Source organism: Flavobacterium sp. DW-iso2 (assembly GCF_058725285.1).
Window position 1 is genome coordinate 25,212 of the sequence record NZ_JBZXDY010000006.1, and the last position, 15,952, is coordinate 41,163.

General features: G+C 35.9%; 11 protein-coding genes and 1 pseudogene. 9 read left to right on the forward strand and 3 right to left on the reverse strand.

What is annotated here, in order from left to right:
* Positions 1–52 precede the first annotated feature (52 nt).
* The 5 genes and pseudogenes from AC4PRO_RS05775 to AC4PRO_RS05795 all read left to right on the forward strand — a co-directional run bounded on the left by AC4PRO_RS05775 (position 53) and on the right by AC4PRO_RS05795 (position 4,897).
* Positions 53–994 carry a ribose-phosphate pyrophosphokinase gene (locus AC4PRO_RS05775; RefSeq protein WP_492116654.1) on the forward strand — a complete coding sequence of 314 codons (942 nt, stop codon included), beginning with the start codon at positions 53–55 and terminating at the stop codon, positions 992–994.
* 42 nt (positions 995–1,036) lie between these two features.
* Complete coding sequence (locus AC4PRO_RS05780) at positions 1,037–1,651, forward strand: 50S ribosomal protein L25/general stress protein Ctc (RefSeq protein ID WP_074719993.1); 615 nt, start codon at positions 1,037–1,039, stop codon at positions 1,649–1,651.
* Between the two features lie 349 nt (positions 1,652–2,000).
* A complete protein-coding gene (pth, locus tag AC4PRO_RS05785) occupies positions 2,001–2,675 on the forward strand; it encodes an aminoacyl-tRNA hydrolase (RefSeq protein WP_492116655.1) in 675 nt (224 codons plus the stop codon).
* 554 nt (positions 2,676–3,229) lie between these two features.
* Positions 3,230–3,880, forward strand: a pseudogene (locus tag AC4PRO_RS05790) (M43 family zinc metalloprotease); the annotation flags it as partial.
* On the forward strand, positions 3,881–4,897 hold the full coding sequence (locus tag AC4PRO_RS05795) for a T9SS type A sorting domain-containing protein (protein WP_492116758.1): 1,017 nt from the start codon (positions 3,881–3,883) through the stop codon (positions 4,895–4,897).
* Between the two features lie 179 nt (positions 4,898–5,076).
* Here the strand turns inward: AC4PRO_RS05795 and AC4PRO_RS05800 are convergent, their stop codons facing one another.
* Positions 5,077–7,761: a zinc-dependent metalloprotease gene (locus AC4PRO_RS05800; protein WP_492116656.1), complete on the reverse strand. Its 2,685-nt coding sequence runs from the start codon at positions 7,759–7,761 to the stop codon at positions 5,077–5,079.
* Between the two features lie 151 nt (positions 7,762–7,912).
* Here AC4PRO_RS05800 and AC4PRO_RS05805 point away from each other — a divergent pair, with 151 nt between their 5' ends.
* The 4 genes from AC4PRO_RS05805 to bioB all read left to right on the forward strand — a co-directional run bounded on the left by AC4PRO_RS05805 (position 7,913) and on the right by bioB (position 11,127).
* Complete coding sequence (locus AC4PRO_RS05805) at positions 7,913–8,842, forward strand: bifunctional riboflavin kinase/FAD synthetase (RefSeq protein WP_492116657.1); 930 nt, start codon at positions 7,913–7,915, stop codon at positions 8,840–8,842.
* Between the two features lie 117 nt (positions 8,843–8,959).
* Positions 8,960–9,397, forward strand: coding sequence for a hypothetical protein (locus tag AC4PRO_RS05810; RefSeq protein WP_074720003.1), 438 nt, complete (start codon positions 8,960–8,962; stop codon positions 9,395–9,397).
* A 106-nt stretch (positions 9,398–9,503) separates the two neighbouring features.
* Positions 9,504–9,941, forward strand: coding sequence for a hypothetical protein (locus AC4PRO_RS05815; protein ID WP_492116658.1), 438 nt, complete (start codon positions 9,504–9,506; stop codon positions 9,939–9,941).
* Between the two features lie 100 nt (positions 9,942–10,041).
* Positions 10,042–11,127: a biotin synthase BioB gene (gene bioB, locus AC4PRO_RS05820; RefSeq protein WP_074720007.1), complete on the forward strand. Its 1,086-nt coding sequence runs from the start codon at positions 10,042–10,044 to the stop codon at positions 11,125–11,127.
* A 60-nt stretch (positions 11,128–11,187) separates the two neighbouring features.
* Here the strand turns inward: bioB and AC4PRO_RS05825 are convergent, their stop codons facing one another.
* Positions 11,188–15,423 (reverse strand): DUF8693 domain-containing protein, encoded by a 4,236-nt coding sequence (locus AC4PRO_RS05825; protein WP_492116659.1) that lies wholly within the window; start codon positions 15,421–15,423, stop codon positions 11,188–11,190.
* 1 nt (position 15,424) lies between these two features.
* On the reverse strand, positions 15,425–15,754 hold the full coding sequence (locus AC4PRO_RS05830) for a DUF8695 domain-containing protein (RefSeq protein WP_492116660.1): 330 nt from the start codon (positions 15,752–15,754) through the stop codon (positions 15,425–15,427).
* Positions 15,755–15,952 lie beyond the last annotated feature (198 nt).

The window sequence follows — 15,952 nt, forward strand, 5'->3', positions numbered from 1 at the left end:
AATGACGAAGCCGAACTGTATGGAGCGTAGCGGAATAAAAACAACAAATTAAATGTTACACCTAGAACCAGAAGCTAAAATTTTTGCTTGTTCACAAAGTGTCTATCTAGCTGAAAAGATTTCCGCAGAATACGGAATTCCATTAGGTAAGGTTACCATGTCAAAATACAGCGACGGGGAGTTTCAACCTTCGTATGAAGAGTCTATCAGAGGGTTACGTGTCTTTATTGTTTGTTCGACTTTTCCAAATTCAGACAATCTGATGGAATTGTTACTTATGATTGATGCTGCAAAACGTGCTTCAGCAAGACATATAACTGCTGTAATACCGTACTTCGGCTGGGCAAGACAAGACAGAAAAGACAAGCCTAGAGTTCCGATAGGAGCAAAACTAACAGCTAAATTATTAGAAACTGCTGGAGCAACTAGAGTAATGACCATGGATTTGCATGCAGATCAAATTCAAGGGTTCTTTGAAAAGCCAGTAGATCACCTTTTTGCCTCAACTATCTTTTTACCATATGTAAAAAACTTAGGTCTTGACAACTTGACGATTGCTTCTCCGGATATGGGAGGTTCAAAAAGAGCGTACGCTTATTCTAAATTTTTAGAATCAGATGTAGTTATTTGTTACAAACAAAGAAAAGCTGCAAACGTTATTGGCACCATGGAATTGATTGGTGAAGTTAGAGGTAAAAATGTAATCTTAGTAGATGATATGATTGATACCGGAGGAACTTTGGCGAAAGCCGCTGATTTAATGATGGAAAAAGGAGCTTTGAGCGTAAGAGCAATTTGCACGCACGCCATCTTATCAGGAGATGCCTACGAAAAAATAGAAAAATCTCAACTATTAGAATTGATAGTTACTGATTCTATTCCGTTAAAGAAAGAATCAAAAAAAATAAGAGTGTTGAGTTGTGCCCCACTTTTTGCCGAAGTTATGCACATGGTACATCATAATAATTCCATCAGCGGAAAGTTTATCATGTAACCACAAACAAGTAGAATATTTAATAACTATATAATTTTTACAATGAAATCGATTACAATTAAAGGATCAGAAAGAGAAAGCGTGGGAAAAGTTGCGACTAAAGCCTTACGTAATGCTGGAGCGGTTCCTTGCGTGTTATACGGAGGAGATCAACCAGTACATTTTTCAGCAGAAGAAAAAGCATTCAAAAGCTTGGTTTACACTCCAAACGCTCACACAGTTGTGATTGAATTGGCAAACGGAAAATCATTCAATGCAATTCTACAAGACATTCAGGTTCACCCTGTGTCAGACAGAATTTTACATATGGACTTCTTTCAATTATTTGATGACAAAGAAATCACTATGGAAGTTCCAGTAAAAGTGGTAGGTACATCTAAAGGTGTTCTTGCAGGTGGTGTTTTACGTTTGAACACTCGTAAACTTAAAGTAAAAGCTTTACCAAAAAATCTTCCAGATTTTATTGAAGCTGACATTACTCCACTTATGATGGGGAACAAATTGTACGTTACGAAACTTGTTTCTGATAACTACAAATTGATTCACCAAGACAACACCGTTGTTGCCCAAGTAAGAATCTCTCGTGCAGCGATGAAAGCAGCTCAAGAAGCAGCAAAAGCAGCAAAAGGAGCTCCTGCAAAAGGAAAGAAAAAATAATATTTTTTCACTCATATTTAAAAGCATCAGTTGTAAAACTGGTGCTTTTTTTATTTAATCTATCCCGATCGTTTTCGAGATTATTTCTCGTTCTTACATTCACATTCCCTTCAAGAAATTATTCCTCTCTTGATTAGTAGGAGCACATAGCTTTCGTTTTACCACAACAGCTGTCCCGCTTTCCATTACAATCTTTTTACCCGCCAAAAATGGCGAGCAAAAAGGATTTCCACTTCAATCGGGGCTATTATACACCGTTAAATCGTCCATAAACAACTCCTTCAACCTGCTCACTAAATAATCTAATTATCTCATTGACAAATAATCTAATTAAGTTTACTTTTGCAGCATGATTAAATGGATATCAAATATATTTTCATCAAAACAAAAAGAAGACACTACCGATTGTATGAAACCGGAGGTTAACGAACACCAAAAAAACAATATAAAAAACGTGAGTAATAAATTTTTAATAATAGGACTAGGAAACATAGGCGCTGAATACGTTAATACACGCCACAACATAGGATTCAAAATATTGGATCATTTTGCCAAAAAAGAACAACTCACCTTTCAAACTGTGAAACTAGGCGCTCTTGCAGAGTACAGATTTAAAGGGAGAACCTTTTTTCTTTTAAAACCAAACACCTACATGAACTTAAGCGGGAAAGCGGTACAATACTGGATGGACAAAGAGAACATTCCTCTTGAAAACATCATGGCCATTACTGATGATTTGAATCTGTCTTTTGGAACGATTCGCATCAAACCAAAAGGAAGTGATGGAGGCCACAACGGCTTAAAAAATATCAACTTAATTCTCAACACCAATCAATATACTAGATTTCGTTTTGGAATTAGCGATGAGTTCAAAAAAGGAAAACAAGTAGATTACGTCCTTGGAGACTGGGATGATGCTGAGAAAACGGCACTTCCAGAACGTTTAGAAACGGCATCCGAAATTATAAAATCATTTGGAACCGCTGGCTTAGAGAATACCATGACCACATTTAATGGTAAATAAAAAAAAAGGCCAAATTCCCGTTTTTAAGATATTTGACATCAATATGTCATTGAAAATAAAAACAATACTCTAAATATATCCCCAATACTTTAGGAAATAGAAAACCTACTATCTTTAATAATCATCGGCAAAACATGAAAAAAACAATACTCGTTTCTATACCTAAATTATCTCTAATAATCTGTTTGTTGTTCCTAAGTATTGTTTATGGCCAAGTAAAGAAACAAAGCGACAACATTATATTTGGGAAACAGATAAAAGCAGAAAGTGTAAATCCAAAAAATGGATACATTAGATGTGTTACAACTGAATACGAGAAATTCTTACAGGGAAAAGACCCAAAAAGAATGACTACTTCACAGTTTGAAGCTTGGGTGACTCCATTAGTCAATCAATATAAAACGATGAAAAAAACATCTCAATCTGGAGGAATTATAACCATTCCAGTGGTAGTTCATGTTATACATAGTGGTCAGGCAGTTGGTGTAGCTCCAAATATCCCCGACGCTCAAGTACGATCCCAGATCAAGGTATTGAATCAAGATTTTCGAAAAATGTTAGGCACCCCAGGAGGTACAAACCCAGCAGCTGCAGATATTCAAATTGAATTTGCGCTTGCCCTGCAAGACCCTAACGGAAATCCAACTAACGGAATTGACCGCATCGATCTATGCGAAGACGCTTGGTCAACAACTGACATTGATTTAAAAGTCAAGCCAAACACTATTTGGGATCCTACACTATACATGAATATGTGGAGTGTAGATATATCAGGGAACAGTATTCTGGGTTACGCTCAATTTCCAGATGCTTCAGGTTTAGATGGCTTGGGTTCTTCAGGCGGAGATGCTAATACTGACGGAGTAGTTTCCAGATACGACGTGTTTGGCAGTCTTGAAGATAATGACGGTACCTTTTTATTAACTGCTCCATACAACAAAGGAAGAACGATGACGCATGAAGTAGGGCATTGGTTAGGATTAAGACACATTTGGGGTGATGGCGATGGAGACGAAGAAGCAAACACGCCAGACTGTGTAGCAACAGATTATTGTGCAGATACTCCTCAAGCGGGATGGGAACATTATACTTGCGGTGTCTTTGACACCTGTCCTTCAAGTCCTGGAATTGACATGCCTGAAAATTATATGGACTATACAGAAGATGCCTGTATGAACATTTTTACTCAAAATCAAAAAGAAAGAATGGTTACCATTATCTACAATGCAGCCAGGAGAAAGACCTTGATATCTTCAACTAAAAATCTACCTATCGAATTAGTTGCGAGTGATGCCGAAGTCACCCTTGAACCTAACTGTACAAAGTCATTTTGCAATGCTTTAACAAACCAAACTACGCAAAGGGTAACAATTTATAATAGAGGAACAAACAATTTGCTTTCAGCAACAATAAACTACAACATTAATAAAGAAAACAACCTAGTTTATAATTGGACTGGTAATTTAGCCACTAATAAATATACTACATTTGACATAACCCTAAATTCAACTTCACAAGGAATCATTAATGTTAGTGTTGCTGGAGCAAATTCCACAGTAGATCAAAGATCAACAAACAATAACGCATCGGGAACTTTTTTCATTCCTACGATTCCATCGAGCTATTCATTTACCAATTATGTATTCACATTGCAGCCAGACAACTTTGGATCTGAGACGAGCTGGGATTTAAAAGATGCTTCCGGAAACATTGTATATCAAAGCGATACCTATCCTGACGCTGACCCTTCTTTGGGAGATTTGATAACGATTCCCTGGAAATTAAAAAACAATGAATGCTACACTTTTACGATAAATGATTCATACGATGACGGTATCTGTTGTGGTGGTGGAAATGGATATTACAACATTAAACTAGAAGATGGCGTAACAATTGTAGCATCAGGGGATTCCTTCACTACTGCCGAAAAGAAATATTTCAAAACAACCAGTTCATTAGGGATTGCTGACTTTGAAACATCAACTGACATCTATCTCTACCCAAACCCAACGAAAGAAACTCTAAACATACTAGTCCCAAATGATTTTGGATTACCAACTAGTTATATTATTCATAACAGCTTGGGACAAACAATTAGTAAGAAGAAAGTTTCAAGAGAAACTGATCTATCAATAAATACCTCTGCTTTAAGCAATGGAATTTACTTTGTTACTGTTGTAAAAGAATCAGCAAAGCAAACTTTAAAATTTATCAAAAAATAGATTGATAACATAGTAACTTACATAGAGGATTAATTCAATACAATCCTCTATGTAACGATTTTTAATTGGTAACGCCCTAAAACAAGGTAACGTTTTCACAAAAATTATAAATTATTTCAACTAATTATCGATGATGCTTTGTTTGCGCGTGTTTCGGATGAATCATTTTAAAATACCAATTACTGAATCACTATCTTTTTTGTTTGCTTTTTACTTCCATCTATAATGGTTAGAAAGTAAAGTCCTGGCTGAATATTTTCTACTTGAATATTTTCATTATAGTCATACCCATCTCTAAATTCAAAAGTTTTTTCATATAACTTTTTGCCTAGTAAACTATGAATCATTACTTTAATTCCACTTTTAGATGTACTAGAAAATTGAAGATTGAAATTCCCTTTGTTCGGATTTGGATATAAAAGAAGATTGGTTATTTCAAAATTTGGTTCAACCAAAACATAAGTATTCGTACAAATAGTAATGGAGGCGGAATTCAAGGTTCCCGTATCATTTTTACTAGCATCTCTAATTCTAAAAGTCCACGTTCCTTGCGGGTCTTCTCCATTAAAAGCAGCTAAAGCTTGAAAAGGAACTACCGTTTGTAGCGTTGTGATTCCACACGCCAAATCAGTCCCTGAATCATCATAACTTAACAATAAATTGCCGTTTCTACTTTCACAGCTTTTATCAAACAATTTCACCGTAGTTCCGCTCGGACTTACCACTTCTATTTCAACATCAGACAAAAAAGTGTGCGTAAAGCCAACATTAAAATTTACATCAGCAACGGATGTGGTTGAAGGAGGAACAGTTATTGTTCTAACAGTATAAGCTGCTTGCTCCGGAATATCAAAAGGAGCTCCAAATACATAGCTATTGCAAGTTGATGTAACTGAATATCCGATGGAAAAAGATTTACTATTTACTGCATAATAAATATTTTCTATAGGCTCTATTAAAATCCTACAGTTTTTTTCGATAACATTTGGAACGCTAATTACTTCAGTACCATCATTAGGGGTATTACTTGCCAATAGTATTGCAAAAGTCAAACCGCCATCAACAGAAAGTTTGATATTGACATTGGAAGAACCCATAAGTGTATTAGTGCCATTAACAGCCCAAGTTATTGTTTGGGACGTACCCTGTAACCAACTTGTACCATCTGCGTTTTGCGATGTAACTGTAAATGGGCCTGCTGTTCCGCTCACATTCACAATCATTTCATCCGTATTTGTTTGAGCATTGTCTTGTGCCGCATTATCCCTAGCAGTCAACACAAAATGAAGCGTTCTAGCCACAGTCGATAAAGATTCCCATTTACTAGTCAATTTATTAGACAATACGTTGTTATAGGCCGGCATATACCTTATCGGACTAACGCTAGGATATAAAGACCGAAACAAAGGACCGTCTGGTTTTGTGGGAACAGCTAGACTATTTGCTCCACTTGTCGTTAAAGCAGAATCATTTTGCTCCCAAGTATACGTAACGGTGTCACCGTCAGGATCTGACCCTCTTCCTTTTAAAATAAATGCTGTACCCTTAGGAATTGTAAAATCAACACCGGCATTTATCATTGGAGGATTATTGCTGACACCCTTACTGATAGGGCATGTTTTGGAGGCAAGGTTTTCTTGAATTTGCAAAATACTGGCATAGGCAAAATAATCATCAGAGCTAGCTTGAACATCGTAATCAGCCGTAATACCAGCATATCCCATAATCGTTGAACCACTTCCTGGCTCAACATTAACACCTGCATTCTCTAATGCATGAGAAAAAGTATGATTTGCACCCAGCTGATGCCCCATTTCATGGGCGACAAAATCAATGTCAAATGTATCGCCTTTTGGAATTCCATCTCCAGGAGAAGTAAACGCACTTCCCTTCGCTAAATCATCTGCCGACACAGGATCGACACAAACACAACCAATACAGCCTGAATTTCCACCTCCTCCAGTTGCTCCAAACAAATGTCCTATGTCATAATTAGCATTCCCAATTACACTCGTTAAATTTGTTTGAAGCTCCGTGCTCCAGTTACCCCCTGCACCCACTATCGCATCTGAATACGGATCTGCCATTGCATCAGTATAAATTACACGCTCATTATCAGCAATAATAACCAATTTGAGAGCCAAATCTTTATTAAATATGCCATTCACCCTAGACATAGTAGCATTCATCGCTGCAAGAGCCAGAGCTTTAGTTCCACCATGAAAGGTTGCATACTCACCTGTACAGGATAACGCCAATCGCAATGTTTTAAAAATCTTATTATTTGCCGCTATCTTAGCCGTTTTATTTAATAATTTTCTGTTTAAAGTGACATCATCCGTTTTACATACAAATGGCAAGTTCCCTTTGTCTCTACTTTTAGAACTAAAAAGAACATATAAAGAAGGATTCTTCTGATAAGATTCTATAAATTCTGATCCGCTATCAGCCCTAAGAATCATAGTTTGCATTCCGCTTGGAGACAAACTAAAATTTAGCGAAGCTGTAGGATCTGTAATTCCGATACCTGCATACGCTTTTAGATCTGGATATTTGGATTGAAGTGCCGGTTCGAAATTTGAGGATTCCCAAATTAAAAATTTTTCTAAAACACCATTTAAATTTGGAATCATTATTTCGACACCATTAATTTTCGTTGTTTTATTTTGGGTTGCAACCAATGACTTTTTCAATATATTCTCGTCTAATTGAAAAAACAGTAGCTGTTTTGCATCAGATGCAGTAGCATTTTTACCATTCCGCGCTACCGTGCTTTGGCCCACTATTTTCCAGGGGGATTCCTTTTGCGCATAAATTGGCAAGCACCATAGAACAATTAACAGAATTAGAACACTTTTTTTCATGGCTATAGCGAATTTATGTTTCAAAATTAAAGTATTTATACCTAAATTTTAGATAATTTAGATAATTTTAGAAAATCATTGAAAATCGATTCCATTTACTATTGCATTTAATATAGATAGTATAAATTTGCATTATTATAAAATATTTGCTTTGAAGATTTTTCATTCTATAAAAGATTTCAGTACCACAAAAAAAACAATCCTCACATTAGGTACTTATGATGGCGTTCACATAGGTCATCAAAAGATTCTAGAAAGAGTTATTCATAATACTGGAAACAAAAAATACGAAAGTCTGGTTCTCACTTTCTTTCCTCATCCTAGAATGGTTTTACAGGAACAATCAGAAATGAAATTACTGAACACCATAGATGAAAAAATCCATCTATTGGCAACTATAGGAATTCAAAATCTTGTCATCCATCCTTTTGATGAAATTTTCTCTAAATTAAGTGCCGAAGAATTTGTACGAACTGTACTAGTGGATCAATTTGACATTCACAAAATAATAATTGGTCATGACCACAGATTTGGGAGAAATCGCACAGCCAACATTGACGACCTTATTGGTTTTGGAAAAAAATACGGATTTGAAGTTGAACAAATATCTGTTCAGGAAATAAATGCGCTTTCAGTAAGTTCAACCAAAATCAGGAAGGCCTTGCAAGAAGGAAATATGTCATTGGCAAATGAATACTTGGGGTATGACTATTTTTTGACCGGAACGGTTTCCAAAGGGAAGCAGCTGGGAAGGACTATTGGTTTCCCCACAGCAAACTTAAAAATAAAAGAAGACTATAAACTTATCCCACTTAACGGGGTTTATGTGGTAAAAAGTATCATCAATCAAAAAACCATCTTTGGAATGATGAACATTGGGTTCAACCCCACTGTATCTGGAGAAAAATTATCTATCGAAATCCATTTTTTTGATTTTAATACCGATTTGTATGACCAAAAAATAACGGTTTCAATACTTAAATACATCCGTCCCGAGCAAAAATTCAATTCCCTTGATTTACTGACTAAACAATTGGAAAAAGATAAAAGTATCGCTCTTGCTTATTTACACCAACTTTAACTTTTATTAGAAAAAATTTTAAGCTACTTTCAATATATTCCTATATTTTGTGTAAATTTGATAGTTAACCAACCTGTATTACAACATATTGCTTTTTAACTTTAAAAAATAAAATGCATGAAAATACCTAAAGAACTATACAACGGAATTATTATTTGGATTGGAATTAGTATTTATTTCCTAACAATGAAGGCATTAAACCTTGCGGATTTATTCTATCTTAGAGCGCTAAATATCCTCTTTATTTACTATGGCGCAAACAGAACGTTAAAAAGTAATTACAAAGAAGGAAAAACTGGCCTTCCAGCTAATGCAATCTCTGCCCTTACGACCTCTCTTATTGGCGTATTCATTAGTATTATTGGATTAATATTTTACAGCTACATTCAGGGTGGTGATAAATACATTGAATCACTTTCAGCCTCATTTTTATTTGGTGGCGACCCAACTGTTGTAACCTACGGTATTTCATTACTCTTTGAGGGTATCGTATCTGCAGTAATCGTAACTTACACTTTAATGTTATTTTGGAAAAAGCGTTATCCTTCTGACTAGCGACAAGTGCAAATCAATAGCATCATTTCTCTTTATGAAGTTTAGAAAAAATGACCATAAACGGAAAATTTATTTGATCTGATTTATATTTTTAACAGCTGACAACATGAAATTTCCCAAAGAATTTTTGAATGGTTGTATTATTTTTGTTTCAACGGGAGCCTTTTTTTTCCTAATGAATGCTGTAGGTTTAGGACATCTGTTCTATTTACGCCTAATTAATGTTTTTTTTGTCTTTTATGGTGTTAACAGAACTATTAAAATGAATCTAGCTGAAGGCGAAAAAAATTTCGTCCCTAATAGCGTTGCAGCACTACTAACTTCAATTGTTGGTGTGTTTTTAAGCATTACGGGATTAATCATTTACAGTTATTTAAAAGGAGGCGATTCTTACGTCCAATCGCTTTCAGAAACATTCCTTTTTGGGGGAAACCCATCGATTTTTACTTATTCTATTTCTCTACTATTTGAAGGAATAGCCTCTTCTATAATAGTTACCATGCTACTCATGCTATATTGGAACAACCGACTGACCTCTGACTAACTTATAATTCTAAAATTATTTACCGCCGGCTATTTAAAGTTTATTGCATTGCTTCATTAGAACAATTTGACTACTTTTGAGCTATTAAAAAATCGCATCTATGAGCATTACAAAACACAATTGGACAAAAGAAGAAATTATTGCAATATATAATAAACCTATGATGGATTTGCTTTATGAAGCAGCTTCTATCCATAGAGAACATCATGATCCTAATGTGGTTCAGGTATCCACTCTATTGTCTATTAAAACAGGAGGTTGCCCAGAAGATTGTGGTTACTGCCCGCAAGCAGCAAGATACCATACTTCAGTTGAAGGAAATGACCTAATGTCAGTAAATCAAGTAAAGGCACAAGCTTTACGAGCAAAAGAAAGTGGTTCTTCCCGAGTTTGTATGGGAGCAGCTTGGAGAAATGTAAAAGACGGTCCTGAATTTGATCAAGTTTTAGAAATGGTTCGAACAATCAACAAACTCGAAATGGAAGTTTGTTGTACTCTTGGAATGATTACTGAAAACCAAGCTCATCGTTTAGCAGAAGCAGGTTTATATGCTTACAATCATAATTTAGACACTTCAGAAGAATATTATAAAGAAGTTATTTCAACTCGTGGATTTGAAGACCGTTTACAAACAATCGAAAATGTTCGAAAAACGAATGTTACGGTTTGTAGTGGTGGAATAATAGGAATGGGAGAAAGCATCGCGGACCGAGCAGGAATGCTAGTCGCGCTTTCAACTTTAAATCCACAACCGGAGTCAGTGCCTATTAATGCCTTAGTTGCCGTAGAAGGAACGCCTATGGAAGAGGAAAAACCAGTTGAAATATGGGAAATGATACGAATGGTAGCAACAACCCGTATCATCATGCCTGAAACCCAAGTACGATTATCGGCCGGAAGAATGAACATGAGTCGCGAAGGTCAGGCGATGTGCTTTTTTGCTGGTGCAAATTCTATTTTTGCAGGAGATAAATTATTAACTACTCCAAACCCAGACGTAAATGAAGACATGAAAATGTTTGAAATGTTAGGCCTAAACCCACAAAAACCATTTACTAAAGTATCTCAACCTGCAACTGTTGAAGCTGAAAACTCTAAATTTATGCCGTTAGGAGAAAAACCAAAATGGTCGAGACCAGGTCATACTATTGAGAAAAACCTTGAAGCATCCTCTAAAGGAAAATAATAGTTTACCCTGATATAAAAATCCCATCTTATTTTGAAATAAGATGGGATTTTTTTTGCTTTAATATATTAATTTTTTTGTGACCACAGAACCATCAAGCAATGAAACCTTAACCAACAAAACTTGGTGAGCTGACATTAAATTAGAGATTACTAATTCATTTGAATCGATTTTTGTTTTTTGATAAATCAATTTCCCTGATAGATCATAAATTTGGATATTATTAATTGCTTCAATCGTGGAATTAATCTTTATTTGCTTGTTTTTACTAGAAACATAAATCCCTTTTTCAATTGGATCAATATCACCTAAACCTAATGTTTTGTTAGTATATCGCAATACAAAACGATCATTAAATGTTCCTATAGCGGTATTAAAAGTATAATTCCCGCTATTTAAATCAGCAATAGTATTAGTCAATTTATCTTCTAGAAAAACGGATTGACTTGTAAATACACCCTCCGTTTGTTCTATACTTATGGTAAAATTACCATCTATTGCGGTTCTATATCCTAATGGAACTTCGTCTGCTTCATTAAATGGCAAGGCTCTACCTTGAATTACTAAATTTTTGTCTTGATTAACACTATAAAAATCTATAAACTCTTGCCCATCAGTAGTTTCCCCATCATATGCGCTATCAATATCATTTGTAGCTCCATTTACATAACCTAATAAAGTTTGTTTGAAAGCACCTTGTTCATTGTATAAGTCTAACCAAATACGATTTTTTTCAATGGCGGCAGTAGCCTTTCCTTTGACGCTGCTTACTTTAAAAAACTGTGCATTGTTACCCGATGTGCCTGATACTCGCATACTGTTATTGAAAACAATAGATCCAGTTGCTTTATATGTTGACGCAATGAAACCTTGACCTGCCCCTATTTTTCCCGTGGGAATAATCGGAGCTGAGTCTAAATCACTAGAAGCTTTTACTCCTTTCTCTATCCCTACTCCGCCCGTTAAATTATAAGATGCATAATCATCCGAAGTATAGGCATAAGCCCCGGTCCCCGCGGTCAAAGCAATATTGGTACGATTCTGAATAGCCGTATTATGCGTCCAAAAATAAAGAGTTCCATTTAGAACAGCTGAATTAATTCCCAAAAAAGTATCGGCGTCGATAGCTGATGGATAAGGATTACCCAAAAGATAAGATGCGTCTTTTTTATTTATTGTAATAGACACATCGCCGTTATTTGGTACTCCTACAAATGTAGCTTGTAACGAAGACGGGGGATTTGCAGATATTGCCAATGGACCTCTAATAATATATCCTTCTCCAACTTTCATTGTAGTTGTCGCCGATTCACTTTTCCAGCCTTCTGAGGTAGCGTTTACAAGATAGGAATAAAATATGCTGCCCGCAAGATTTGACGGATTATAAGAAATTCCTCCTGTCCCAGCCAACTTCAAAGGTGACACTGGAGTAGACCAATAGGTATAATCTGTGTTGCGAACTATCGTATTTGTTTCTCTTTTGTATGTAATATTACCACTGTTTATAGCCCCACCATTTTCTTGGACCAAACTCGCACTATTTTCGAATACTAACGAAGCGTTTGGTTGAACTTCAACTTCATTAATAATTTTCAAAGTACGCCCCGATTTTATGGTTACTACAGTCGCTACTCCTGTAACTTTACAAGAACAGCCCTCTATATCAACATCATTAATATTTGAATAATTTGACGAGAAAACTAATTTTTGACTAATAGTTGGAGTTCCATTACTCCATGATCCCGTCCATGTATTTATAACTGCATTGTTTACAGCTATCGATTTACTACTATTACAACCTAAAACATCATTAACATTCAACGTATAAGTCCCGTCATTCAAACCTGTTCTATTTAAAGTAGTTCCACCATCACTCCATACCAAATCCAACACATTAATATCTATAAAATTAGCGCCATTTACTCCGCCCCAAAGATTTACTGTTTTTGAATACACGACATTATTTGAAGCATCAAAAAGTTCCAGCAACATATTTTGTCCTCTAGACCAACAACAATCAGAACGATTATAGATTCTTAAATAATCAAGATTCTTACCTGATTGAAGATCCACTTTTATCCATTCATCGATATTAACTGAATTACTATGCCAAAAACTGTAACCTGTTGCATCTCCATCAATAGCTTTCAATGGACCATAACTAACTGGATTATTATTATAATTACTACTCGATGTTGCAGCTGCTCCATTAGAAGAAAGAGCAACATTTGTATTTGTAAACATTTCAAACGCTTGAACCTCTTGCACTTGTTGCCAAGCTCCAGAATTGACGTACTTTTGTGTTAGTTTTATATAACGAATATTAGAAAGCCCTCCTGATAAAGTTGTATTTATGGTTCCATCATTGATTGCTGAACAAGTCTTATCTGTTTTTGTTAGCGTGATAATTGTTGACGAATTCACAGTAACAATCGTTGATGACAGACTGACCGTTTTACATGCCGCCGTAGCTTTAGCTGAAATTAAATCACCCGCACTAAGAGCCCCTAAACCTGTTTTTGTCCAAGTTCCTGAATTTACTGTCGTAGTTCCTAAACTCACGCTTGCTTTAAAAATTTCAATAGTAGTTCCGTTTGCTTCAGAACTCATTCCTGTTATAGACGTTGAACCCGCACATATTGGCCCATTAACGATCGGTATCCCACTAGGAACAGCAACTTGGTATGTGTACGTTATCAAAACTTGCCCGAGACCTCCATTTCCTCCTTTATTATTATTATTGTCATTAGATCCGCCGCCGCCGCCGCCTGGACTTGTTCCATTTGACCCATTAGTTGATGAGGAACCAGAACCACCTGCTCCTCCTCCTGGACTTGCTCCGTCTCCACCGGTTCCACCTCCCTTATTGTAGCCTCCAAATCCATTGGAACCAGAAGCAGTAGTACTATTACCAAAACAAGAAGTTGCCAAGCCTCCATTTGTTGGATTTGACGAGGTATTATTTACACCTGAGCCACCTCCTACAGCTAGTGTTCCTGAAACATTATTTGCAGGAGCGCTATTAGTTAAGGCAGTTGCATTAAACCATGAACTTGAACCTGAAGAAGCAGCAGTTGTACTATTTGCAGGCCCTCCAGTACCACCAGAACCAACAGCATAATAATAAGTACTACCAGGAACAACTGTATGATTACCTTTTGCGTAAGCGCCACCACCACCACCAGAACCACCGGCTTTATTATCGTTACTACTACTTCCACCGCCACCTCCAGCTCCCCAAGTTTCAACTGTTATAGCCGTAACGCAAGCAGGGGCAACCCACGTACCTGCAGAAGTTAATATTATTTGAGATAAAGTGGTTTGAGAACCCGTTAGAACTGGAGAACTCAAACAACCTTCAGTAACTGCGTACACCCTAAAATAATAGAGAATCCCAGAAGACAATCCAATGACATTTGCAGTTGTACTGTTGGCAGTCACTTGCTGATTAAACGTAAAATTAATATTGTCTGTTGAAGAATAAATTACATACCCAACTTCATTCGATGCATTATCAGTCCAATTTAAGTCAATAGAATTAGCAGTGACATTTGTGAAAGTAAGTCCAGTTGGAGCTATGGGTGCCAATGGTGTAAACACGTATGATTTACCAGATGCAATAGCCGTAGTCTGACTATTATTTGGATCACTACCATAGGACGCTACATTGGTTGCTGTTGCTATACTAACCGTATTAATTCCAGCAGCACTAAAACCTACCGAATACCCAGTTAATGTAAGCATTCCAGAACCATATATATATTGTATTTTTCCTGTAGTTTCAGAAAGTATAGCTTGAAAAGTCATTCCTGCTGAGCTTGAAGTTCCTCCTCCATTATATAAATTAGTTTTCCATTCTACTACAAGAGTTCTATTTGGCGCCGTACCATTTAGACCATATCTCACATATCCATCAGAACCAGTTGTTAAATCACTCCAAAAAGAGGCTATTTTAGGAACATCTGCACCATTAGACAAATTATTTATGTAAGATAAAGTTCCAGTTGCACTAGGAGCTGAACCCAAACTCAAATAACCATTAGCACTTACCCCAAACTCCGTGTATAGAGCACCGTTAAACCAAAAATCAAAACCAATATTAGCTAATGATGAATTTGTATCATCACGACCACTCCCAATTAATGTGCCTAAACTTGTATAAGAAACTAGACTCGCACCAGATGACACAGTCCTTGGATAAGTAGTTGAACTAATAGTTTGAGCAAACGATTTTTCACCAAAAAACAATATTACTATTAGAATAAGTAATTTTTGAGTATGTAATTTTTTTACCATTTTAAATTTTTGTTGAAATGTGATAAGACAAAGCAGCACCTCCTGTATTCATTGTATCACAAACCGTGGGATTTTCATTACCACCAAAGGTTTTAGAAAAACTAAAAGTATAGTCAAATCTTTTGACCACATTCACAGCCCAATTTTGACCTGCGGTGCAAGAATAACTCATTCCTAAATCATTTGTATTGTCGACACGAAACGATTTAGTTGCTCTGGGAGTAGTTTCGACATCAGCAAAAAAACAATTTGCATGTGCCGAATAATTGGATAGCGTTAAAAAAAACAACAAAAATATGTAGTTTTTAAGCGTAAAGTAATTTTTATTCATGTGGTATTTTCAAAAATTTGGGCTAATTTTTAACAAATGATTTCTTATAAATGCTCTTGGTTTTTCTTCAGAAAATTTAAAATCTATTATATTCGTGCAATATCGTTGGTCGCTCTACAAACAATACAATTTAATCGATTAAATACAAGAAAAACCGATTAAATACTTGTTCGTGGAGGCTGTATTATAAAAAAACAA

Bases quoted from the DNA above. Each gene is read 5' to 3' on its own strand.
- pth (WP_492116655.1), top strand. From the start codon at position 2,001: ATGATTAAATGGATATCAAATATATTTTCATCAAAACAAAAAGAAGAC.
- AC4PRO_RS05815 (WP_492116658.1), top strand. From the start codon at position 9,504: ATGAAATTTCCCAAAGAATTTTTGAATGGTTGTATTATTTTTGTTTCA.
- AC4PRO_RS05775 (WP_492116654.1), top strand. From the start codon at position 53: ATGTTACACCTAGAACCAGAAGCTAAAATTTTTGCTTGTTCACAAAGT.
- bioB (WP_074720007.1), top strand. From the start codon at position 10,042: ATGAGCATTACAAAACACAATTGGACAAAAGAAGAAATTATTGCAATA.
- AC4PRO_RS05780 (WP_074719993.1), top strand. From the start codon at position 1,037: ATGAAATCGATTACAATTAAAGGATCAGAAAGAGAAAGCGTGGGAAAA.
- AC4PRO_RS05830 (WP_492116660.1), bottom strand. From the start codon at position 15,754: ATGAATAAAAATTACTTTACGCTTAAAAACTACATATTTTTGTTGTTT.
- AC4PRO_RS05800 (WP_492116656.1), bottom strand. From the start codon at position 7,761: ATGAAAAAAAGTGTTCTAATTCTGTTAATTGTTCTATGGTGCTTGCCA.
- AC4PRO_RS05795 (WP_492116758.1), top strand. From the start codon at position 3,881: ATGGTTACCATTATCTACAATGCAGCCAGGAGAAAGACCTTGATATCT.
- AC4PRO_RS05825 (WP_492116659.1), bottom strand. From the start codon at position 15,423: ATGGTAAAAAAATTACATACTCAAAAATTACTTATTCTAATAGTAATA.
- AC4PRO_RS05810 (WP_074720003.1), top strand. From the start codon at position 8,960: ATGAAAATACCTAAAGAACTATACAACGGAATTATTATTTGGATTGGA.